This window comes from Candidatus Palauibacter australiensis, from assembly GCA_026705295.1.
GTDB classification, from domain to species: Bacteria; Gemmatimonadota; Gemmatimonadetes; order Palauibacterales; family Palauibacteraceae; genus Palauibacter; species Palauibacter australiensis.
Genome location: JAPPBA010000078.1, coordinates 1 through 23,399 on the forward strand (window position 1 = coordinate 1; position 23,399 = coordinate 23,399).

General features: G+C 69.9%; 19 protein-coding genes. 4 read left to right on the plus strand and 15 right to left on the minus strand.

What is annotated here, in order from left to right; translation table 11 throughout:
* From OXN85_05910 to OXN85_05925, 4 genes are all read left to right on the plus strand, one after another.
* A partial coding sequence (locus OXN85_05910) for a hypothetical protein (protein MCY3599484.1) occupies positions 1 to 539 on the plus strand: 539 nt, incomplete at its 5' end.
* A gap of 92 nt (positions 540 to 631) precedes the next feature.
* Positions 632 to 1,120 carry a cytochrome c gene (locus tag OXN85_05915; protein MCY3599485.1) on the plus strand — a complete coding sequence of 163 codons (489 nt, stop codon included), beginning with the start codon at positions 632 to 634 and terminating at the stop codon, positions 1,118 to 1,120.
* A gap of 134 nt (positions 1,121 to 1,254) precedes the next feature.
* Complete coding sequence (locus OXN85_05920; GenBank protein ID MCY3599486.1) at positions 1,255 to 3,816, plus strand: cache domain-containing protein; 2,562 nt, start codon at positions 1,255 to 1,257, stop codon at positions 3,814 to 3,816.
* A 61-nt stretch (positions 3,817 to 3,877) separates the two neighbouring features.
* Positions 3,878 to 4,408, plus strand: coding sequence for a DinB family protein (locus OXN85_05925; GenBank protein MCY3599487.1), 531 nt, complete (start codon positions 3,878 to 3,880; stop codon positions 4,406 to 4,408).
* 16 nt (positions 4,409 to 4,424) lie between these two features.
* On the opposite strand, the gene OXN85_05930 is transcribed toward OXN85_05925, so the two are convergent.
* The 15 genes from OXN85_05930 to OXN85_06000 form a co-directional block, all read right to left on the minus strand.
* Positions 4,425 to 6,197 (minus strand): carbon starvation protein A, encoded by a 1,773-nt coding sequence (locus OXN85_05930; protein ID MCY3599488.1) that lies wholly within the window; start codon positions 6,195 to 6,197, stop codon positions 4,425 to 4,427.
* Complete coding sequence (locus tag OXN85_05935; protein MCY3599489.1) at positions 6,194 to 7,213, minus strand: TRC40/GET3/ArsA family transport-energizing ATPase; 1,020 nt, start codon at positions 7,211 to 7,213, stop codon at positions 6,194 to 6,196. Before OXN85_05935 ends, OXN85_05930 begins: the two co-directional genes overlap by 4 nt.
* Positions 7,207 to 7,491: a DNA helicase gene (locus OXN85_05940; GenBank protein MCY3599490.1), complete on the minus strand. Its 285-nt coding sequence runs from the start codon at positions 7,489 to 7,491 to the stop codon at positions 7,207 to 7,209. The genes OXN85_05935 and OXN85_05940 overlap by 7 nt, the downstream gene beginning before the upstream one ends.
* A 121-nt stretch (positions 7,492 to 7,612) precedes the next feature.
* Positions 7,613 to 8,773, minus strand: a complete 1,161-nt coding sequence (locus tag OXN85_05945) for an amidohydrolase family protein (GenBank protein ID MCY3599491.1) — start codon at positions 8,771 to 8,773, stop codon at positions 7,613 to 7,615.
* A gap of 32 nt (positions 8,774 to 8,805) precedes the next feature.
* A complete protein-coding gene (locus tag OXN85_05950; protein MCY3599492.1) occupies positions 8,806 to 10,641 on the minus strand; it encodes a gamma-glutamyltransferase in 1,836 nt (611 codons plus the stop codon).
* Positions 10,638 to 12,767 (minus strand): S9 family peptidase, encoded by a 2,130-nt coding sequence (locus OXN85_05955; GenBank protein ID MCY3599493.1) that lies wholly within the window; start codon positions 12,765 to 12,767, stop codon positions 10,638 to 10,640. The genes OXN85_05950 and OXN85_05955 overlap by 4 nt, the downstream gene beginning before the upstream one ends.
* A gap of 25 nt (positions 12,768 to 12,792) precedes the next feature.
* Positions 12,793 to 14,697, minus strand: a complete 1,905-nt coding sequence (locus OXN85_05960) for a PQQ-binding-like beta-propeller repeat protein (GenBank protein ID MCY3599494.1) — start codon at positions 14,695 to 14,697, stop codon at positions 12,793 to 12,795.
* A 101-nt stretch (positions 14,698 to 14,798) separates the two neighbouring features.
* A complete protein-coding gene (locus tag OXN85_05965) occupies positions 14,799 to 15,950 on the minus strand; it encodes a serine hydrolase (protein MCY3599495.1) in 1,152 nt (383 codons plus the stop codon).
* Between the two features lie 31 nt (positions 15,951 to 15,981).
* Positions 15,982 to 16,776, minus strand: a complete 795-nt coding sequence (locus OXN85_05970; protein MCY3599496.1) for a sterol desaturase family protein — start codon at positions 16,774 to 16,776, stop codon at positions 15,982 to 15,984.
* Positions 16,777 to 16,827: 51 nt separating this feature from the next.
* Positions 16,828 to 17,715: a DUF4249 domain-containing protein gene (locus tag OXN85_05975; protein ID MCY3599497.1), complete on the minus strand. Its 888-nt coding sequence runs from the start codon at positions 17,713 to 17,715 to the stop codon at positions 16,828 to 16,830.
* Complete coding sequence (locus OXN85_05980; protein ID MCY3599498.1) at positions 17,715 to 19,973, minus strand: TonB-dependent receptor; 2,259 nt, start codon at positions 19,971 to 19,973, stop codon at positions 17,715 to 17,717. Before OXN85_05980 ends, OXN85_05975 begins: the two co-directional genes overlap by 1 nt.
* Positions 19,974 to 20,175: 202 nt before the next feature.
* Positions 20,176 to 20,901 carry a DUF5715 family protein gene (locus tag OXN85_05985; GenBank protein MCY3599499.1) on the minus strand — a complete coding sequence of 242 codons (726 nt, stop codon included), beginning with the start codon at positions 20,899 to 20,901 and terminating at the stop codon, positions 20,176 to 20,178.
* 150 nt (positions 20,902 to 21,051) lie between these two features.
* Positions 21,052 to 21,987, minus strand: a complete 936-nt coding sequence (locus tag OXN85_05990) for a biotin-dependent carboxyltransferase family protein (GenBank protein ID MCY3599500.1) — start codon at positions 21,985 to 21,987, stop codon at positions 21,052 to 21,054.
* Entirely contained in the window at positions 21,984 to 22,655 is a 672-nt protein-coding gene (locus tag OXN85_05995) for an allophanate hydrolase subunit 1 (GenBank protein MCY3599501.1), read from the minus strand. The genes OXN85_05990 and OXN85_05995 overlap by 4 nt, the downstream gene beginning before the upstream one ends.
* Positions 22,656 to 22,662: 7 nt before the next feature.
* The gene (locus OXN85_06000) at positions 22,663 to 23,394 is read right to left on the minus strand and encodes a LamB/YcsF family protein (protein ID MCY3599502.1); all 732 of its coding nucleotides are present in this window, start codon (positions 23,392 to 23,394) and stop codon (positions 22,663 to 22,665) included.
* Positions 23,395 to 23,399: the final 5 nt, after the last annotated feature.

Here is a 23,399-nt window from a genome sequence, read left to right on the forward strand (position 1 = left end):
GGTGCGGGCGCAGCATGCATCAGCGGCATCGTGCTTGTTGTTGCGGCATTCTCCTCCCCCGGCACCGCGACGCGGCGTTCGAGATCCGCGACTACATCACGCGCGGGATCAACTCGAACCGCGACGTGTTCGAGATGAACCAGCGCAACTATGCGCGCTACCGCCGCTACGGAGCCGCCTACGATCCGGATGTGTTCCGGCTCCCGATGTCCGACAGCGTGCTCATCGAGATGCCGTTGCGGGGATCGAGCGGCGAGTCGCGGTTCGGATACGACCCCCGCATCACGATCTGGTCCGGCACGACGGAAGCCCCGGACGAGACGGCGTACGGCCCGTGGATGGAGCTGGTCGCCAAGGCGGGACTATCGTGGAACGAGGCGCTGCTCGACTACCTGTACGAGGGAGAGCACGAGGTGAAGCGCTCCGGCTCCTTCTTCTTCGGCGGCGTGTCGCTGCGCATGAACCGCCCGCGGCCGCCCGAAGATGACGAGCAATCGGATGACGAGGAGGCCACCACGACAGACAGCGGAGGCTCGTAGGGGAGTACTCGTGAGGGAGGATACTTGCTCCGGCCCGGCTTCGGAATTCAGGTTGGGGCGTTCTCGCACCCGTTCAACGCAGGGGAATCCCGATGCACATATCGAACCACACGTCGAACCATCCTCCGACCTCCGCCCCGTGGCGCGCGATCCGCGGATCGGTCTGGATGGCGGCCGTCGCGGTCATCCTCGGCGCCTCCAGTCTCGCAGGCCAGGAGGAGGGCGGCGAGGAGGCGGAGACCGAGGAGGCCGCCGCCGCGGCCAACACGACCCAGGGTGTGTTCAGCGAGGAGCAGGCCACGCGCGGCGAAGACGTCTTCTGGAACATCTGCGCGGAATGTCACTTCGAGGAGGACTTCGGGGGGCCGTTCATCCAGTCGTGGGTCGGGGCCTCCGTGAAGGACCTCGTGGATGAGATCGTGGCCACGATGCCGGAGGACAATCCGGGCGGGCTGCCCGCCGAGCAGTACGTCGATGTCGTCGCCTACATGTTCAAGATCAACGGCATGCCGACCGGCGAAGACGAACTGACCGCCGAAAACGTGGACGCCGTGGAGATCGAGGTCGACCTCGACCCCTGATTCCGTGACGGATTCTCCCTGGCCGAACCCGCGTCCGCGGACCCGGTAGCGAGCCCACGCGAGCGCGCTCTTCGCCAGCGAGCCCCCCAATATTGGGTGCGACGCGCGCATTCCGGCGTTAGAGTATGACCGTCATGCGAAACCGAACGTCTTCCGTGATGATCCTGGCGCTGCTGGGCCTGGCCGTGGTCGGGCTCCGGGCGCGTCCCGCCAACGCACAGGTGCCGAAGGTCACCGCCAGTGAGGTGGTGGACCGCGAGACCCTGAAGGGGTTCGTGACCTGGGCGACGGCCGTCTCCGCCGCCATTACCGACATCAACGAGGGGTCCCGGCTCATCCAGGCCGTGAGGACGGAGGGCAGCGACTACAACGTGGGGAACATGTACCTGATCCTCATGACCCCCGATGGACAGGTGTTCATCCACGGCGAAGACCCTCACATCGATGGCACGAACGTCTCTGAGGTGGTGGACGAAAACGGGACCAAAGTCGTCCGGCAGATGCTTGACGCCGCGGCGGCCGGGGGCGGCTTCGTGGAGTGGTGCTGGGACGACCCGCAGGATCCGGGTGACTCCCGCTGCAAGGACAGCTACGCCCTTCAGTACCATTCCCAGGTGCTCGGAGCGGATCTGGTCATAGTCGGGGGGTACTACCAGAACCTTTCGAACGCCGGGCAGCCGCTCCCTCCCGTCCCGCATCCGGAGGTCACCGCCGCCGATGTGGTAGACCGCGAGACGCTGAGGCAGTTCGTGCATGGCTCTCTCGACTGGCTGCTCGAACTCGTCGGGCAGGTCGGTTTCCAGCGCGCGACCGAGTGGAAGGCCTTGATGCGGGAGGAGGGCGGCCCGTTCAAGTCCGGCCCGATCTATCTCTTCGTCTTCACTCCCGAAGGTTATGTGATCTTCCACGGCGCGGACCCCTGGCGTGAAGGCCGTACGGCGATCGACAACACGGACTTCCGGGGGAGGCCGTTCGTAAGGGAAGTCATCGCCGTAGCCCAGGGGGGTGGAGGATTTGTCGAGTACTTCTGGGATGACCCGACGGTACAGGGGGATGAGGACACCGGAACGCCCAAGGTGAGTTACGCCGTCTCGTACAAGAGCGACCTGCCCATCTACCAAGGCGTCGAGTTCATCGTCGGCGCCGGATTCTATCGGAATTTCTCCACCGCCGAGGCGGAGATGGCGGCGGCCGACTGGCTCGAGCGGTTCGGCCGCTCGGTGGCGAGCCAGGCCATGGAGATGATCGGCGACCGCGTCTCGCACGCGGCCGGTGGACCGGACCAGGTGACGGTCGGCGGGCGCACGATCGACCTCGCGGCGCCGGGCGCGCGAGGCGGACCGTTCGGCGGCCTCAACGCCCTGGCGTCCGCGGCTTCCCCCGCGAGCCGGATGGCGCCGACGGCATTCCTCCCCTCGTCCGTGGGCGGACTCCTCGGTGAGACCTCCTTCCAGGTCTCCACCGGGCAGGATGCGGGGGGCGGCGGCGACTACTCGCTCTGGGGCGCGGGAGAATTGACGCGCTTCTCGGCCGGCGAGGGCGGTGGGTCGGGTCACGGCGAAATCGTCACCGCCGCGCTTGGCGCCGACTACAGGTTCGGATCGGTACTCGCCGGGCTCGCCGTGTCCCGCAGTCTCGGGTCGGGTGGATTCGACCTGGGACGTGCCGGAGAAGATGACGCCGGCGACGTGTCGACGAGACTGACCAGCGCCTTCCCCTACGCCCGGCTCGCACTCAGCGATCGCCTCTCCCTGTGGGGCGCACTCGGGTACGGGTTCGGCCGGCTGGACATCTCCGGGAGCGGAGAGCAGGAGCCTTCGAGCGACATCTCCATGCGCATGGTCGGACTGGGGGCGCAGGGTGAGCTTGTGCGGGCCGACGATCCGGGAGACTTCAAGCTCGCGCTGCGGTCGGATGGCTTCGTCGCGCAGATGAACTCGGAGGAGGTCGATGGTCGGCACGAACTCACGACCGACGTGAGTCGCGTGCGCGTGATGTTCGATGCCTCGAGGGGATACACGCTCTCGTCCGGCGAGATGGTCCAGCCGAACCTGCGGGTCGGCATGAGACGCGACGGGGGCGACGTGGACACCGGCTTCGGGATGGAACTGGGAGTCGGTCTCGCGTTCCTCGACCTGGAGCGGGGCCTCACGGTCTCCGTGCACGGGCGCAAGCTCGTGGCGCACGAACAGAGCCACTACGAGGAGTGGGGGCTCGGCGGGTCGATCACGCTCAACCCGCAGGGGGCGGGACGCGGGCTGTCGCTCCGCGCGAGTCCCTCCTGGGGGTCGACGGCGAGCGGTCTGGCGCGGCTCTGGGCGCAGGGCGCGACCGGATTGACGCCGAACGCCTACGGCTACGGCCACGGCAGCCGCCGGCTTGATGCGGAGATCGGATACGGCGTCGACGCGCTGGCGGGCCGGGGCACCTTCACGCCGTACGCGAGACTGGTCCTGTCGGAGCAGCCGGGCGCGGGTCCGTCCGGCGCGGGCCAATTGGGCGCGGGCCCGTTCCAGGGTCCGCTGGCGCTGGTTCCGCTCCAGGGATCGGGGCAGAGCCTGTACGGCTACCATCTGGGCGGGCGTCTCAACGTCGGTTCGGGCCTCTGGCTGAACGTCGAGGGGGGCCGGAACGCCTACGGCGCCGCGTCGGGCCCGGCGAATAGCGTGACGCTCAACCTCGCCATGAACTGGTAGGAGACGTGGCCAGGGCCGACCGCCCATCCCCGGGCGGCCGACCCCGCCGGTCGCCCGAGTCGTGAAACCACCTACGGATTCCTACACGGCGCCGGACTCCCTCGCCGGGATCCGCGCCGGCATCGGCCGCTGCCTCGAACGAGCCGACGACGTTGACCGGCTGGCCCTCTCCGCGCCCGAAGTCTCGGCGTGGAGCGTCCAGGATCACCTGGAGCACCTGCTCTTCTCCGACCGAAACGTGCTGGACTGGGTCGTAGCGGCGCTGGCCCGACCGAACCCGGCGACGAGGGAACAGTTCCCGCAGGAGATCGGCGTGGCGCTCCTGGCGCGCGGATCGATCCCGCGCGGTCGGGGCCCCGCGCCCGACTTCACGCTACCTACTGGTCTGGCATCTGCTGACGTCCGGGCGGGTTTCGAGGCGTTGCGTGCGCTGACGGCGGGCCTCGAGCCGCGAGGGGCGGAACTGGACGCCTGCCGGCTCACGCTCCCGCATCACGTGCTGGGCCACTTCACGCCCGCCGAGTGGCTACGCTTCCTCCACCTCCACCACCAGCATCACGAAGCCATCATCCACGACATCCTGGCCGCCTGAACGAAGGGTCCGGCGGCTACGCCTGGGCTCTTCCCGCGCGGACGCGGCGGATGGCGGCGGCACCCTCGAGGAGGAGCCAGATCTCGAGGATGAAGATCGCGGCCCCGATCACGAGCAGCAACCAGTCGTTCGACCCGAAGTAGCGGTCGAGGTTGATGATCATGGCCCACGTCGTCATCAGGAGGAGGAACGACATCGGGATCATCGTCACCCAGAAGGGGCGTCCCTTCCCCATCAGGAAGAGCGACACGATGAGGAGCGTGAGGCCGGCCAGGAGCTGGTTCGTGGTGCCGAACAGCGGCCAGATCATCATGCCGCCGGCGCCCCGGTCGACCGAGAGGGCGAGGAGCGCGCAACTGGCGACCGCGATCCCCGTCGCCACCCAGCGGTTCTGGATCGCCTTCACCTTGTACTCGACGCCGAGTTCGCTGATGATGTAGCGCTGCAGCCGGATCGCGGTATCCAGCGTCGTGGCGGCGAAGCTGATCACGACGACCGACGCGAAGATCACGGCCACGCTCTCGGGAATCCCCAGGCCGCCCGCGAGCACGCCCACGCCGTTCACGAAAGCCGTCGTGGCGCCCGCGGTGGCCGCCTCGAAGCTCCCATAGTGCTGCTGCCAGAGCGCGAGGCCCTGCGTCGCGCCCACGTCGCGGCTGAGGTAGATGGCGAAGCCCGCCGTACACGCGATGATCGACGTGACGGCAAGCGAGCCTTCGCCGATGGCGCCGCCGTAGCCCACGTAGCGCGCCTCCGCCTCATTCGCGAGCTGTTTCGATGAAGTACCGGACGCCACGAGGCCGTGGAAGCCGCTGATCGCGCCGCACGCGATGGTGATGAAGAGGAGCGGCAGCCAGCCCGGCGTGTCGGCGGGCAGATCCGTGTTCACCGTGGGCGCCACGACCTCCGGGTTCACCACGATCACGCCGAGGCTGATGATGCCGAGCGCGACGAAGAGCTGATGCCCGTTCACGTAGTCGCGCGGCTGCAGGAGCAGCCACACCGGCAGCACCGAGGCGACGAACGTGTACGCGAAGAGGATCGCGATCCATCCCACGCGCCGCCCATCCGCCGCCGCCGCCTCCCCCGCCGCGGCCGCATCCCCTCCCGCCGCGGCCATTTGCGCCTCGGTCGGGCTGAACCCGATGAAGTCGGGCAGCGTGAACGGCATGTCCTGCCCGAACCAGATCAGCACGTACAGCGTCGCCAGCGCCCCCAGCGACGGGACGAGGATCCCCGTCCCCGTCCGGTAGATGAGGAAGCCGACGATGAGCGCCACGACGAGCGACCCCCACACCGGGACCACGGCGCCGGGGTTGGCCATGAACAGGTTCGCGATGATGACGGCGAACACCGCATTCACCATCAGGAGCAGGAAGAAGATGATGAGGAGGAAGAGGACGCGGGCGCGCTGGCCGAGGATCGACTCGGTCAGCGTCCCGATCGAGCGGCCCTTGTGGCGGCTCGAGATCCACAGGGCGCTGAAGTCGTGCACCGCCCCCGCGAAAACCGTCCCGAGCACAACCCACAGGAAGGCCGGCAGCCAGCCCCAGATGACGGCGATCGCCGGGCCCACGATCGGCGCCGCCCCCGCCACCGACGTGAAGTGGTGCCCGAAGAGGACGTGCTTGTTCGTCGGCACGTAGTCGACGCCGTCCCGGAACTCGTGCGCCGGCGTGACGAAGTCCGGGTCGAGCTTGAAGACCTTGCCCGCGATGAAGCGCGAGTAGATGAGGACTCCCGTGAGGAAGGCCGACAGACCAATCACCAGCAGGACGATCGCGCTCATCGGACAACCCCCTCCGTAGTATCGAGTACGGTGGTATCGAGTACGGGAATCCGTCCAAGTGCGTCCACGCCCACGGGATCGGAGTCCTGGAGGTCGACGCGGAGGACGGGCCAATCTCCAAGAGACTGCGAGATCCTCGCAAGATAGGCGGCCTGGCGTTCGCGCCTGGCGGCGAGGAATGGGTCCTCCGCCGCGCCGCCTTCGCGCTCCGGGAGCACGAGGTTCACGACGACGGCTCCCACCGGGACATCGTGCTTCGCGAGGGCCTTGACCGCCTTCTCCGTCTCCCAGATCGGCAGGCGTTCGGGGATCACGACGAACACGAAGGCCGTCCGGCGGGGGTTGGTGAGGACCCGGCGCGCCGCCTCAAAGCGGTCCCGGCGTTCCTCGAGCGCCCGCAGGAGAGGGTCGTTATCGAGATCGTCCGCCTCGGGCCCCGCCACGTTCTTCCACATCCGCGAGAGGGCGCCCACCTTCCGCCGGCGCTTGATGAGCCCGCCGATCCAGGTCGTCATCAGCTCCGGCAGGGAGAGCAGCCGCAGCGTCTGGCCGGTGGGCGCCGTGTCGAAGACGATCCGGTCGTAGGCGTCCCCTTCGGCCTCGAGGATGTGCGTGAAGCGGTCGAAGACGGCCGACTCCACGGCCCCGGGAGAGACCCGCGCGATGTCGATCTGCCGGTAGACCTCACCCAGGAGCCGCGGGGGCGCGGCCGACTCGACGCGCGACTTGACCGCCTCGATGTAGCGGTCCGCCTCCCGCTCCGGATCGACCTCCATGGCCCAGCAACCCTCGGCGACCTGCCGCGGCCGGTCCCCCAGCTTCGCCTGGAGTACGTCCCCGGTGGAGTGCGCCGGATCGGTGGACACGAGGAGGGTTCGCCGCCCCCGCGAGGCCATGTCCAGCGCGGCCACGGCGGCCATGGTCGTCTTCCCCACCCCGCCCTTGCCGCCGAAGAAGAGGACCGGCCGGTCCGGGAACGGCAGCGGGGCCCGCCGCGAATCCGCGTCGCTCAGCAACAGCGGAAGCCGCCTTCTGGCCCGCGCTCCATCCCGACCCGGACGTGCCACTCGTGAAACTCCTCGATGAGCGACGGATACAGCTCGAGCATGTAGAACTGGACCGGGTTCGGCACGCCGAGGAGGTCGGAGAAGCCCATCAGCATGAACGCATCGTGCTGCCGCAGGTACTCGCGGTGGATCGTCGCGCGGTAGGGGGCGATGTACAGCCCCTCGTAAATCTCGCGCGCCGCCCGGAGCCGGCGCCGCCAGCGCGGCACGGTCGTCGTCACAGCCATGTCGGCGTCCCCTGATCCAATTGCCGTTTTGCGTCGCAAAGCGGAAGAAGCGATGCCGAAATCGCACGCACGCTCCTGCGCGTCAAGGTACGGCCGCGCACCGGGGGAGCGAATCCAGGGCTCAGCGGCCCGCGCCGCCGGCCGGTTGGCGCGCTTCCCAGGCGCGGATGCGGGGGATGGCGGCGTCGAAGATGCGCTCGTAGTTGAGCCGCTCGACCTGGGCGCGGACCGCGGGGTCGAGCCGTTCCCACAGCGGGTCGTAGACCGTGTAGTTGGCGACGTAGCCCTCCCAGTCGGCGGGGGCCACGGCGTCGGTGCCGAACAGGAACCGCGTCGGGTGCCGGCCGATCAGGGTCGCCCACGCATCGGCGCTCGCGTCATCGCCCACGATGTACCTGGCTACCTCGTCCCAGGAGATGTCGAGCGCCACATGGTCGTAGCGCGGGTCGGACAGCCAACCGTCGAGCCACGCGACGTGCCCGTCCGAAGGTCCGACGAAGCGGCCCAGGCCGGTGTGGGCCCAGATGATCGTCGTCCCGGGGTGGCGGGCGAACACGTCCAGCACGTCCGCCGCGTGATCCGGCGGATCGCCCGGACGGACCTGGTCGACGTCGTTGTGGAGGATGACGACGAGACCGATCTCCGCCGCCGTGGCCAGGATCCGGTCGAGGGCGGGATTTCGCAGGCTCGCCGCGTGCCCGGCGACCTTGGAGGACACGAACTCCTTGTGGATGGTGAACTCGCCGATGCCGGCGAACACGCCGGGGAAGGTGAGCAGGACGCGCTCGATGTGGTCGGAGGCGTACATGTCCGACGGGTTGAAGCCCGTGATCATGGGGTCGACGCGGCTGCGGTCCTCCTCGGGCAGCGACAGATACTCCCGCGCGATCACGGCGTCCACGAACGAGTAGTAGTACAGGTCCGCGTTCGTCCGCAGGTAGTAGTCGGGCGCGCGCTCGCCCGACAGGAAGTAGTCCCACTTCTGCTGCAGCGGGATCCCGAACATGGCCACGCGCCCCACCCGCCCGGCCGTCATGTCGAGGAACGCGCGCGCCGTCGGGCCGCGCTGGATGTAGTTCAGAAGATGGAAGTGGGAGTCGTTGAAGAGCGCCGTTCCGGACGCCGGTCCCGCGGCCGTCGCCGGGACCGGGGTACCGGTTTCGGCGGAAGGCGCCGCCGAGACAAACGGGGTTGGATCTGCGGCGGGCGGTGCGGCCGGAATCGACCCGATTGCGGGCGGGCCGCGCCCCGTCGCGCAGGCGGCGAAGAGCGCCGTCGCCACTACACCCGCCGCACGGGTCCGCCAGCGCGGTCTCACCAAGCGACCGCGGCGCTGTTGTTGCGGTTGTGGGACGCCGCGCGCAGTGCGCCCGTGTCGGGATCGCGCTGGATCGCGACCCACAGCCCCTCGCCGCCGAAGCGGGCCTCCATGGGGAAGATCTCCTCGTACGCGTACCCCGTCCCGTCGAGGACCTCCGGGGGGAACTTCCCGCCCGGCACGCGGAACGTGAGCGCGCCGGTCGCCGGATCCGGGTTCGGCATGAAGAAGTCGGGCGTATCGATCGCCTCGTCCACCGTCATGCCGAACCGCATCACGTTCAGCAGCCCCTGGAAGGTCCGGTGGTGGAGGCCGGACCCCATCGACGCGAAGCCGAGCACGGGCCGCCCGTCGCGGAACAGGATCCCGGTCTGCGTGGGCGCCGGGAGCCGCGATCCCGGCTCGAGGCGGGCGATCTGCGTCTGCTGGAAGGACGCCGGATCGCCGATCGTGATCCCGTCCACGACGATCGCGGTCTTGCCCCACAGGACCGCGTTGATGCTGTGCGTGATCGCGGCGATGTTGCCCTCGCCGTCGATGGCCACGACGTCGTCGGAGTGGCCGGGGCCGCGCGGCGCCCAGTTGCCGAGGGGCAGCCCGGTCTGGATGACGTTCCATAGCCGGTCGGCGTGGTCCGGCGTGACGCGCGCCGCCGGGGTGAACTCGCCGCCGATGAGCGACGCGGCCAATTCGGGCGGCAGAAAGTCGAGCAGCGAGGCGCGGGTCACGTCGAGCGCGGTCCGCAGGGCCTCCGGCGATTCCGTCCAGTGGCCCTCCTCCAGCAGCCCGGAAGCCGCCGCGAGCCGCTGCGCCTCGATCATCGCCACTCCGCCCGCGTTCGGCGGAGGGTTCGTGTGCAACTCCCAGCCGTCCCCCAGTTCCGCCACGAGCGGCTCGTCCCAGATGACCTCGTAGGCGGCGAGGTCCTCGACGGTCATCCGGCCCCCGTCCGCCTGGATCGCGGCCGCGGCCTTCTCGGCCCACGGGCCGCCGTACATGTAGCCGGTCCCCTGCTCCGCCACCGCGCGCAGCGTCGCGGCCAGCGCGGGCTGGCGCAGCACGTCCCCCTCGACGTACGGAGAGCCGTCCTTCTTCAGGAACGTCGCCTTCGTCTCCGGCAGCCGGGCGAGGTCCGCGGCCCGTCCCTCCCAGTAGCCCTCCACCTTCTTCGAGATGGGGAAGCCCCGCTCGGCGACGTGGATCGAAGGCTTGAAGATCTCCGCCCACGGGAGTCGCCCGAACCGCTCGTGCGCGGCCCCGACCCCCTTCATGAACCCGCCCACGAGCGCCGTGCGCCCGCTCACGTCGGTACCGTAAATCCCGTCGGGAGAAGAGAGATCGACCCCGCCAGGGATGTTCGCCGGATCGTCCTCCCCGAGCACCGTGTTCCACTCGGCGTTCATCGTGTAGACGCGGTCCGTGCCCGCGTCGTAGTAGACGAGCGACATGATGCCGAAGTAGCTGATCGGCGCCCCGGCGGTGAGCGCGACCTGCATGAGCGCGGTCGTCATCGCGGCGTCGATGGCGTTCCCTCCCTGCCTCAGCGCCTCCAGTCCGGCGCGCGCCGCGAGCCCGTTGTAGGCGACGGTGACCGCCCCGTTCTCGCCCGTGGCGACGCCGGCTTCCGTCCGGTCCACGAGTTGCGCCTCCATGAACCGCTCGTAGTCGGCGGCCCAGCGCTCCGGCGAGAGATCCGTCTCCGCCTGGCACGCCGCCAGCGCCAGGAGGAAGGGGAGACACGCGAGCGGGCGACCACGTACGGATCGGCCCGCAGGACGGCTCGCAGCACGGCCCGCGAAACGGCTCGCGGAACGGCTCGCGACCGCGCTCATTGGTCGGAGGTCGCGGACGGACGGAGCCACTGTTCCCACCATTCGAGTTGGACCCACATCCGGTGCACCATGCGCCACGGGGTCCATCCCCCGTGGTAGGAGTCGGGATAGCGCACGAACTTCGCGGGCACCTGCTGCTTTCGGAGCGCCACGTACATCTGCTCCGCCTCTTCGATCGGAACCCGGTGGTCCGATTCTCCGTGGACGAAGAGGGTCGGTGTCGTCACGCCCTTCGCGTGGATGATGGGAGAAGAACGCAGTAGGTGCTCAAGCCCGCGTTCCTCCCACGGCGGGCCGTAGAACTCGCTCTCCTTGGTGCGCGGGATGTCCGCCACGGCGTAGTCGCTGACCCAGTTGGAGATCGAGGCTCCGGCGATGGCGGCGGCGAAGCGGTCCGTCTGCGTGATGACCCAGTTCGTGAGGTATCCCCCGTAGGAATAGCCGGTCGCGCCCATGCGCGCGGTGTCGATCTCATAGCGTTCGATCGCATGGTCGACGCCCGCCATCACGTCGTCGTAGTCGTTGAAGCCCCAGCCGCCCCACGTCCCCCAGCGGAAGTCTTCGCCGTATCCCGTCGAGGCCCGCGGATTCGTGAACAGCACCATGTAGCCCTGCCCCGCGAGGAGCTGCTGGTCGAACGAGAAGGTGTTTCCGTAGGCGCCGTGCGGTCCGCCGTGCATCTGCAGGACCATGGGGAACCCGCCCTGCCCCGCCGCGTAGCCGCGCGCCGGCAGCATCCAACCTTCGACCTCCGTCCCGTCGGGACTTCGGAACGAGAGACGCTCCGGGCTGGACAGTTCGATCTCGGCGAGCAGGTCGCGATTCACCTCGCTCAACCGCACCTCCTCGGCCGTCGCGGCACCCACGTCCGCGACCCAGACGTCGCCCGGTTCCGTCGGCGCCGTGGCCCGGAACGCGATGCGCGAGAAATCCTCCGAGAAGGAGAAGCTCCCGAGCCGGCGGTCCCCGGTCGTCACCTGCTCGACCGCCCCCCCTCCCTCGGCGACCCGGAAGAGATGCGTGTTGCCGCGAATGCCCGCGGAGAAGTAGACGTGCCCGCCAGCGGCGCTCACGGTGGGACCGCCGGGGATCAGGTCCCAATCCGCCGTGAGGTTGCGGAGCCGCGTCCCGTCCGCCGCGTCGAACACGAAGAGGTCGTTGGGCGCCCCGCGGTCGCGGGCTTCGCGGATGATGATGTCCAGGCCCTCGTTGCCCCGGACGACGAGGCGCGCACCGTCGGCGGACCAGGCTGGGGAGGAGTAGTTGTACCCGTCGTCCGTGAGCCGTGTCACATCGCCTTCGAGGTCGACGACCCAGAGATCCGACCGCTCGTACGAGTGCTCATCGCGCTGGTGCGCGTCCGCCGTGAACGCGAGCCGCCGGCCATCGGGGCTCCAGGCAAGCCCCGAGGCGTCGAAGCCGAGTTCCGTGAGCTGCCGCGCTTCTCCCCCCTCGGCCGGCAGCAGGTACACCTCGCGGGGAGGCGTCGCGTTCGGATCGCGCGGGTCGGGGAGATAACCCCGCCGGTCGAAGCGGTAGTTCATCCAGTCGTACTCGCGTCCGTCGAAGCGCTCCACGGTGCGGCGCTCGAAGTCGGACTCCCAGACGGGCTCGGGCGGGGGCGGGGGCGGCGTCGGCCGGGTGAACGCGATCCAGCGGCCGTCCGGGCTGAAGACCGGCGAGCCTCGCAGCCCCTCGAGCCGGAACGCTTCGCCGGCCGGCCGGTCCATGCGGAGGAACCACGTGCTCCCGGCGCCCGACCCGCCCGGATCCGGCCGGTTCGACGTGAAGACGAGGTAGCGGCCGTCCGGGCTCCAGCGGGGCGAGGAGGCGCTGAAGCTCGGGCTCGTCACCCGCGTCGCCTCCCCGGAACCGTCGGCGTCCACGAGCCGGATCTCGCTGTGGCGGCGGTTCTCCTCCTCGAGGACCGACGTGACGACGTAGGCGACGCGCGACCCATCGGGCGAGAGGGCCGGGCTCCCCGCGTCCTTCAGCCGGTAGTAGTCCGCGAGTTCGAGCGGCCGCCCCTCCTGCGCGACGAGCGGGGTCGGCGCGACGGCGCCGTGGGCGCTAAAGGCCGCGACCGCCGCGACCGACGAGAACAGTGACGAGAAGCGAACGCGCATCGCGGGCCTCCTGGCGTGAACCCGGCTAACGAGGTAGCCGATAGGCGAGAAGAAGATTGCCGGGCATCTGGCTGAACAGGTCGTATCCCGAGTTGACGAGGACGTAGCCGCGGGCCACGACGGGTCCGGGCCCGTCGATCGCACCGCCACGGCCCGGCACGCCGTTGACGGTCTCGAACTCGCGCGCGGTGTCGACATCCCAGAGCAGCGAGCCGTCCTCCGTCGAAAAGGCGCGCATGTGGCCGTCCAGGCTCCCGGCCAGCACCGCCCCTTCGATCGCGGTGGGGGCGGCCGAGAAAAAGGGCATGCAGCCGGCCCGGCCCGCACACACGGACGGATCGGGGGGCGTGTGCCAGAGGACTTCGCCGCCCGCGAGCTCCAGAGCGTAGACGCCGGGAGTGGGCGGATCCTCGGCGTTCATCTGCGTGGAGGCCCCCGACCGCGGGTCCGAGATGATGGCGAACGGGTTGTCGACGTTCGGCACGTAGGCCCGGCGGCCGTCGGACGTGAGACCCCAGTGGATGCCGCCGAGAGAGCTTCCCATCCCGACCCGGCGCGCCCACACGAGTTCGCCTTCGGCGTCGGGGTCCAGCGCCCACACCATGCCGGATTTCTGCCCGGCGATCAGGAGCTGGGATCCGTCCTCGGCGGTGACGACGATCGGAGCCATGCCGAAGTCGTGATCCGGTCCGGTCGGCGCGGGGCAGTTCTGGAAGCGGGGTGAGATGCAGGACATGTTCCAGGCGTCGTCTTCCCGCCCCTGGAAGGTCCAGCGGGCCTCGCCCGTCTCCAGGTCGAGCGCGGTGATCGCGTCGCTCCCGCCCGTCGTCGGGCGCGTGTAGTTCTCACCGGTCCCGATGTAGAGGAGGCCGCGCGCGGCGTCGACCGTCGGGCTGGACCACACCGGCGCGCCGGAGGGCGCAAAGAGCCGGGTTCCGACCTCGTTCTCACCCACGTGCCGCGGTTCCTCGGCTACGGTCCGGAACTCCCACAGCGGTTCGCCCGTCTCCACCGAGAAGGCGGCGACGCCTCCGCTGGACGTGCAGCACTCGTATACCGGATCGCCGGCGCTGATGATCTCCATCGACGAGAGCGGTACGAAGACACGGCCTTCGTGAACGGCCACGCTTCCCGTGACGACGTGATCGGCGTGGGTCCCGGCGATGGCGCGCCAGTGGAGGGCCCCGGTCGTCGCGTCGATCGCGTACACATTCGTCCGGAAGTCCGCGAAGACGGCGGACTGCCCGCCATCGGGCCCGTCGCCAACCACGATCGCGCCGCGCACGGCGGCGTCGCCCGCGAACACCCAGTGTACGCAGCCGCTCTCCAGGTCGATGGAATACACCTCGCCGTACGCCGAGCCCACGATGATCCGGTCGTCGATCACCGCCGGCTTCGAGCGCACCTGGCTCACATCGGGGAAGCCGAAGGCCCAGGCGAGTTCCAGATTCGGCAGGTCGGCGGCGGTGAGTCCCGCTCGGGCCGCATCCGCGAAGCCCGTCTCGCCCCCACCGCCGCCCCAGCCGGACCAGTGCACGACGCCCCCCTCCCGCGGCGGGCTCGAGCAGAATGAAGTGGACGGGAGGCGCGTCTCGACGAGGGTCCCGCCGGTGAGCCACTCCGCCACGGCGCGGCGCTCGTCCGGCGTGAGATCCTCGCCGTGCCGGCGCATGCGGCCGCCCTCCAGCGAGCTGAGGACCGCCCGGGGCGTCATCGCGCCGAGCGTGGTGAGGCCGGGGGCGCGCACCGTGCGCTCCCCGGAATGACACTCCGCGCACGAGGCGACGTACACGCGCATGCCGGGACTGTCATCCATCGGGGGCGGATCGAGGAGCCCCCGTGCCCGCTCCTGGGCGGCGGCCGGTTCGGCCGCGCCGGTGAGAGCACTGCCGGCGAGTACGGCGGCGAAAGCGGTGGCGACGATGCGCATCGAGCGTTTCTCCGGAACGAGATCGAGAGAACCCGTGGAACATAGGCCCTCACGTTCCGTTGCGGGACGGTGCGGCACCGGCAGCTTGGGGGAGTGCGGCGCTAGCGGCGGATGGGGAGCGCGGCCTCGATCACGCGGTGCACGATGAGATCGGCGACGGCGTCGGCCTGTCTCCTGTCGTGATCGCCGGTGCCGCGCCAGTGGGTCTGGGCCACGACGACGAGTTGACGATCCGGCACGACCCACACGAACTGGCCCCCGTAGCCCCACATCACGAACGCGGACACGCCGTCGCCGCCACCCCGGCGGTCGCTCCACGTCTGATAGCCGTACCCCGCGTCCCGCAGGACGTAGCCGAGGTCGCCCAGCGCGACGAGTTGACCGATCTGTGTCTCCACCCAGGCCCGGGAGACGATCTGCCGGGAACCGGACCGGCCGCCCTGCAGGAGGAGCTGGCCGAGCTTCGCGGCGTCGCGCGCACGGAGCGCCAGCGCAGCGCCGCCCACGATCACGCTGTCCTGCATGACCGGCCAGCGCCTGATCCCGATCCCGAGGGGGCCCAGCAGCTCCCGCTCGGCGAACTCCAGCGCGCTGCCCTCGACGACGTTCTGCACGATCACCGTGAGCAGGTGCGACCCACCGGTGTTGTAGATGAACCGGCGGCCCGGAGCGGCGACGATGGGCAAGTCGAGGACGTACCCGACGGGCCGGCCGGAACGGACCCACGGACCGAAGTCTTCTTCGTCGGACCACTGCATGCCGCTCGTCATCGTGAGCAGGTCGCGCACCCGGATGCCTCCGTGCTCGGACCGCAGCAACGGATGCGGCAGCCGGTCCGTCATGAGATCGTCCGGATCGACGAGCCCGCGATCCGAGGCGAGGCCGACGAGCAGCGCGGTGACCGTCTTCGTGACGGACCGCATGTCGAAGGCCGAATCCCGGTGCATGCCGCCGAAGTACGCCTCCTCCACGAGCCGCCCGTTCCGGACCGCGACGAGCGCGCGGATGTTCGGCACGGCCTCGTCCGCATCGGCGAAAGCGGCGGCGAGCAGATCTCTATCGAACCCCTGCGCTTCCGGCGTCGACATCGCCCACGCCCGCGACAGGTCGACTGGCGCGGACACCGGGTCGGGTCCGATCCCGAGATCCCCTGGATCCGACGGGGCAACCGAGTCGCCGCACGCCACCAGCGCCGCCACGCAGAAGACGGCGGTCAGGCCGGGGGCCCGCACCTCCCGGTCTCGCCCTCGCAAGGCCCTCCGCCTGCTCGCGACGCCCGCCCGCCTACTCGTGACGCTCGCGCCGGAAGGGCATCGACAGCATCCCGCGCAGCGTCCCCCACTCCGAGCGATCCACGTTCTCGAGCCCGAGACGGATATCGCGCGGCTCCGACCGGAGCCGGAAGCTCCCGAAGGCCCGGTCCCAGAAGGAGAAGATGCTCGAATAGTTCGAGTCGGTCTCCGGCTGGTGGTCCGAGTGATGCACCCAGTGCATCCACGGCGTGACGATGAGCCAGCGCAGACGCCGGTCCACCCGGCCGGGCAGCCGCACGTTGCTGTGGTGGAAGAGGATGATGGGGAGGAGAATCGCCTCATAGACGAGGAGTTCGGCCACGGTCACGCCGAGGATGGGAAGCACGGCGAGCCGCGCGATCGAGGAGAGCACGATCTCCCCGGTGTGAAAGCGGAGACCCGACGTGGCGTCCAGTTCCGCATCCGAATGGTGGACCTGGTGGAAGCGCCACAGGAACCGGACCTGGTGATTCAGCCGGTGCCACAGGTACTGCCACGCATCGAAGATCACCACCGCGAGCCCGATCCTGGCCCACGCCGGGAGTTCGAGCAGGTGAAGCAGTCCGAAACCGCGTTCCCTCGCCCCTTCCGTCACGAAGAGTGTGGCCGCGGCGAAGATGACGGCCGCCACCGCCGCGTTTCCCACGCCGAGGGCGACGTTCCGCGCTCCATGCCCCGCCCTCGCGCTCCGGCCCTCGAACATCGGGAGGATGCCCTCGACCAGCCACAGGATGGCGAGCGCGAGAGCGGCCCCCGCCGCCTTCAGAGTACCGGGATCGTCGAACACGGAAGCGAACATAGCCCGGCGGGCCGGATTCGGGCACGGGCCGGCGACCTGCTACCGGTCGGGCGCGAGCCCCTTCGCGACGCTCACTTCCGCCGCCCCGAAGAAGCCGAACGCGAAGCGGGCCGGGCGGTCCAGGTTCGTGACGTTCCCCCGTACGTTGGCGGGGGGAATGGAAAAGGGGTTCGCCGACCCGAGCGCATTCTGCTCGAAGAGCGCGTAGTAGTAGTCGTAGCCCAGCCGCGAGAGCGAGATCTGGCGGATCTCCGCGTGTGCGCCGGGCGCGATGGCGATCTCATCGTTCGGCTGGAAGCCGATCACATCCTGCCCGTCGTACAGTTCGTCCCGGCTCACGAGGTTGATCGCGTTTCCGGGGTCCGGCGGGATCTCGTTCACTCCCTCCACGAGTTGTTCCCACAGGTAGTAGTTCGTGACCCCGGCCGGATCCGCGAAGTCGATCGTGGCCCGATAGCCCTCCTCGTCGATGAAGAGCGTCTCCTCTTCGTACACGAAATACAGCGAATCGATCGGGGGCACCTCCCGCAGCAGAGCCGACGCCTCGTACACGTCACCCGCGTACTCGAGGAAGAGCGTGTACGCCTCGCCGACGCGCGCGAAGAGATGTTCCGTCCCGTACAGGCCCGGCTCGATCTCCGCGAACGAGTAGGCGCGGCCGGCCCCATCGACGACCGTGACGATGGCGCCGGTCGCGGGCGGGGTGGGCCGGCTGTCGAAGAAGCCCGCCGTCGTCGACAGCCGGATGCGCTGCCGGCCGCTCGGCGCACCCTTGATACGTTCGATCCGCCCTTCCACGACGAGCCTTGGCACGGGGTCCGGAATGTCGACGTCCACGACCCGTTCGCAGCCCGCCGCCGCAAGGCACCCGGCCAACGCGAGCAGGCGGCCCGCCGTCACCGCGCGATTCCCGCCGCCGCCACCCATCAGAAGTTCCACCGGTAGCTGATGCTGGGCACCAGGCCGAACACGGCCGTCTCCACCGCCTCGGTGACGGTCCGCGAGTCCCGATTCTGGCGGAAGGCGATCGCCTGCGCGTTGAAGCGGTTGTACACGTTGAAGAGCCCGAACTGGAGTTCTCCCCGGCCCCACTTCCTGGTGGCCGACACGTCCAGACGATGATAGGCCGGAAGGCGTCTGGCGTTCCGCGGCCCGTACTCTCCCAGGATCAGCCCCGCGAACTGATACCGCGCGACGGGGTAGGTCGTCGGCAGCCCCGTGGCGAAGATGAAGTTCGCCCCCAGGCTCCAGTCCTCGCCGAGTCTGTACAGTCCCGTCAGGGCGAAGTCGTGCGTCCGGTCGTAGGGAGAGGGGTACCAATCCCCGCCGTTGACCCCGGGATCCGCCGCCGTGAGCCCGGGCGTCCGCTGATCCGACCGAGCGAGCGTATAGCTCGCCCAACCCGTGAGGCGCCCGCGGGTCTTCCTCAGGAGGAACTCCACGCCGTATCCGCGTCCCTCGCCCGGCAGGAGAAGCGTTTCGAGCCGGCGGCTGAAGTAGATGTCCGCCCCGTCCACGTAGTCGATCAGGTGGCGCGCCCGCTTGTGGTAGACCTCTCCCGAGAGCGCGTAGCGCCCCCCGGCGAGCGCGGTCACGTAGCCGAGCGCAAACTGGTCCGCGACGTGCGGCTTCACGTACGGCCCGACGGGATCCCACAGGTCGAGCGGAGTCGGGGAGTTCGTGTTCGTCACCAACCGCAGGTACTGCCGCGTGCGGGAGTAGCTCGCCTTGAGCGACGAGGCGTCGCTGAGGCTGAAGCGCAACCCGAGCCGCGGTTCGAGGCCCCCGTAGGAGACGATCTTCTCCCCGTTTCCGTACCGCGTGCTGTCCACGATGGCGCCGGGCTCGTACCGGCCCAGCGCCGGACGATACACCACGGGCGCGTCGTTCTCGTAGTCGTAGACCGTCGCCGCGCCCCGGCGGATGAAGCCGCCCGCCCGAAGCCCGTAGCGGAGCCCCAGGCGTCCGATCTCCGTTTCGTGCTCGATGTACGCCTCGGGAGCAAGGCCCTTCCGGGACTCGAACTCCGTGGCGATGACCGACGAGCCCTCGCCGGGGGCGATGTTCGCGGGCTGGATCTCGTAGCTGCGGAGCCCCAGCCCGAACTCCAGCCGGTCCGAAGGACCCACGTCCCACGACTCGTCGACCGTCACGCTGAAGTTGCGGATCCCCGCGTCGAGCGAGGCGGATCGCGCGTTGAAGCTGTTCTGTATGTGATACTCGTAGTCGCTGTAGGTCACGGTCAGATGGGAGAAGACCGGGCCGAACACGTGGTTCCAGCGCAGCGTGCCCGTCGCGTTCCCCCACGCGGCGGAGGCCTGGGTTCCGATCCGCAGCCGGTCGCGGCCGAAGTAGCCGGAGAGCATGACCTGGCCGGTGGCGCCGTAGCGCGCGTTCGCCTTTGCGTTGAGGTCGTAGAAGTAGGCGGTGCTCTCCTGGATCGAGGGGTCGCTCGACAGGCCGAGGAAGAGGTCCGCGTAGGTGCGGCGGCCCGCGACGAGCCAGGATCCCCTTCCGTCGAAGAGGGGGCCCTGGAGGCTCAGACGGCTGGAGAGGAGGCCGATCGTCGCCGCCCCCTCGAACTCGCGCGAGTTCCCTTCGCGCTGGTGGATCTCCAGCACGGAGGAGAGCCGCCCGCCGTAGCGGGCCGGGATCCCGCCCTTGTAGAGGGTGACATCCCCCACCGCGTCCGAGTTGAAGGTCGAGAAGAGGCCGATCGCGTGGGCCGGATTGAACACCTCGGAGTCGTCGAGGCGAATCTGGTTCTCGTCTCCCGCGCCGCCGCGCACGTTGATCGCGGTCGTCGCGTCGTTGGCCGTGCTGATGCCGGGATAGAGGGTCAGCGTGCGGACCGGATCCGCCTCGCCGAGGACAAGCGGAAGTTCGGAGAGGGATGGGACATCGAGCCGCACGACGCTCATGTCCACGCTCGCCGGGTCGAGGTCCGGCGGTTCCCGGTCGGCGGTCACCGTGAGTTCCGACACGATGACCGGCCTGAGGGGGAGCCCGAAGTCCAGCGAGGTCGTCTCCCGGAGGTCCACGACCTCGGTCATGGTCTCGTAGCCGAGGCTGGAGACGCGGATCGAGTACCGGCCGGGAGGCAGTTCGACCGAGTAGAACCCGAACCGGTTGGTCCCGATGACGAGGCCACGCTCCTCGATGTCGAGCCGCGCGGCCCGAATCACCTCGTCGTTCTCCGCCACCCGCACGTAGCCCGAGAGGCGGACCGGCTCCGGTTCCTGGGCGTATGCCCCCCCGGCTCCCGCCGCCGCGACGGCCCACGGCGCCAGGGCCAGGATCGTCAGCGCGGCTTTGCGCTGGAAGCGAATGACGGCCTCCGTCTGAAGTGGCTTCCCGAGCGGCGGCCAGCCGGGTCGTCCGCGGGGTTCAGCCGGGAAGCGTGAGGACCTGGCCCGGATAGATCCGGCTCCCGTTCAGGTTGTTCGCGGATCGGAGGCGGGGCACGGTCGTGTCGTGGCGACGGGCGATCTCCCAGAGCGAATCGCCCAGCCTCACCCGGTACCGCCCCCCGCCGGCGACGTACTGCGCCTGCGCACGCGTGATTCGCTCGACGTAGGCGGCGTATTGCTGCGGGAAGATCGCCAAGTGGTAGTGCGGCGGGTGGCGCTCCAGGGTCACCTCGAGCACGCCCGACCCCTCGAGCTGGAGCAGTACGCGCTCGAGCCACCCGCGGCACTTCGGGTCGGGGCGGCGCAGGTCGAGCGCCATGCCGGTGGGATGTACGGAGCGGGGAGAGGCGTTTGGGGGCTGCTTGTTCTTCGGGCGCGTCAGGCTGGTGACGACGAGCCGCTCGCCGCAGGCGCTCCGGTACTGCCGGGCGAGCCGCGAGATGAACAGCTTGACTTCGGGCCGGGCGTAGGGGAACGAGAGATCGTGGAGTACGTAGTCCCGCGAGGCGGGCACTTGCACGAGATAGCCGGCGTTGACGAAGCGCTCGATCTGCGCGGGCGTCGCGAGGTAGGTGAAGTCGTGCTCACGAGCGACACGGTTCTGGCGATCCAGGGAACTCGTGGACCCGCGGAGACTCTGCCCCGAGAGTTCGCCGGGCACGGCCACGGCCAGAAGAAACGGCAATACCGTCCAGGTTTTCACGATGCCTCCACCCCGCCGATCCGCCCCACCCGAACTGCACGCGAACCCGAAACATAAGCCGGCAGGGCTTCGACGTTCAACTTTTGCCGTCCGGAGGCGAGCCGGGACGCCCGATCGACGGCCGGGACGCCTCCCTTTCGCCGGCGTGCGCTACGGCACGTTGCGGATGCCGAAGAACCGCTCCCGACGGGCGAGGGCGCGGCGGGTCGCATTGGCGTCGGCGCGGGCGAAGCGGATGGGCGTGCCGGGCCGGGCCTGCGCGAACGCGTCGAGCGCGATCGGGTCGACGGAGCCGAGCTTCGCGTAGCCACCGATCGTGGGCCGGTCCCGCATGAAGACGAGCGGCAGGCCGTCGCCCGTGACCTGAACGGTCCCGTCCACGAGCGGCGTGGAGTCGAGGACGCGCGGACCCGAACTCAGGGTGGGGCCGGCCAGTCGGCCCGCGGTTCGGTCGCTCGCCGGGTCGACGGTCCATTCCGCGTCGAACACCCGCTCCCGGTCCGCGTTCGAGAACTCGGCCCACTCGTAGCCGGCGATCAGCGGCAACGTCAGCGACGCCGTCTCCGGCGGGACGAGTTCGTGGGGCACACGTCGCACCGGACACGCGCGTTCGGGTTCGGCCCAGCGGAGGGGTTCACCCGGGCGCAGAGGCCGGCCGAGCATCCCGGGCCATCCGTCGCGCACGACGGCGGACGCGGAGCCGAACGCAGTGGGAACATCGAGTCCGCCGGGGAACGCGACGAAGGCGCGCATGCCGGTCGCGCTGTAGCCGAGCCGGAGCACTTGGCCCGGCCGTGCCCGGAGGGTGCGCCAAGCGCCCGTTTCGACGCCGTCGAGCGTGGCGGCGCAGTCGGCGCCCGTCAGCGCAACGGCCGTCTCGACGGCGAAGCGCAGGGCAAAGCCGCCCAGGGTGATCTCGAGCGCGGCCGCCGTCGGATCGTTGCCGAGCAGCCGGTTGGCCCACAGGTACGCGCGCTGGTCCATCGCGCCCCCGGGAGCCAGCCCGGCGCGGCGGCCGGTCCGCCGGCCCAGATCCTGGATCGTGCAGAACGGGCCGGGGCGGTCCACGACGCCGTGCGGGCTCATCCGCCGGCGGCCTCGTACTCGTCACGGTCGATCGGGCGGAACTGGACCGAGCCGCCCGGTCGGAAGCGCGCGATCCGCTCGGCGGCATCGGCGAACAGCGCCGAGGGCACGCGGCCGATCAGGCGCCAGCCGCCCGGCCCCGCCGCCGGATAGATGCCGGTGCGCCGGTCCGCGATCCCGACGGCTCCCGCCTCGACCCGCGGGCGGGGCGTCGCGAGGCGCGGCATAGCGATCCGCGCGTCCACGTCACCCATATATGCGAACCCCGGCGCGAACCCGGTCGCGAGTACCGCATACGTCGTTCCGCTGTGGAGCCGCGCCACCTCCGCCACGCCCACGCCCGCGTTCGCCGCCACAGCCTCGAGGTCGGGGGAGAGTTCGGGATCGTAGCACACCGGCAGCGACACAGGGTCTCCCGCGTCGATCCGGGGCGCCTGCGCGAGGCATTCGTCAGCGGCCGCTGCCAGCCTGGACTCGACATCCGGCGCGTTCCAAGTGTGCGGCGAGCCCTCGACGAGGAGCCGGTTGAAGGCCGGAATCGTCGCGCGGAGATCCGGCAAGGCGTCGCGCGCGAGGCGTTCGAGACGGAGGACGCGGGCAATGCCGTCGCGGTCGGGCGCGACCGGAAGCGTGACCAGGGCGCTCACCGGCCCCGGGAAAGTGATCACCGGCGATCTACATCTTCCGCGGCAGGAGTTCGCGGATGCGGCGGATCACCGCCGTGGCGGAGGGATTGTCGCCGTGCACGCAGAGCGTCTCGGCCGCCACGGGCAGCGGACCCTCCGGCGTCTCGACGAATCCGTCGAGGAGGTTCGCCACCTGGCCGGCCACGGCTTCCGCGTCGGAGAGGACGGCCCCGTCGATCCCACGCGCCTGAAGCCGCCCGTCCGGCGCGTAGGCGCGATCCGCGAAGGCCTCGAACGCCAGCGTCAACTCCGTGTGCTCCAGCATCGCCGCGTGCCGCTCGCGCTCCGGCGTCGCCTGCAGGACGAAAGCGAGCGACGGATCCAGCGCCGCCACGCCCTCCGCCAGCCGCGTGAGAAGCCGGTCGTCCTTCATCATGGCGAGGTACAGCGCTCCGTGGGGCTTCACGTGCCGCAGCCGGACGCCCAGCGCCGACGCGACGCCCCGCAGCGCCCCGATCTGCGCCTGCATCTCGAGCACCAGCGAGTCGACCGGCCAGTCCAGCCGCAAACGCCCGAAGTTCCGCCGGTCGGGATAGCCCGGGTGCGCCCCCGCCTGCACGCCGTGCCCGGCCGCCAGTTCGAGCGTCCGGGCCATCGTGTCGGGATCCCCGGCATGGCCGCCGCAGGCGATGTTGGCCTGGTCAATCAGCGGCATCACCGCTTCGTCGGCCCCCTTCTCCCAGGGTCCGTAGCTCTCGCCCATGTCGCAGTTGATCAGCATGCGGG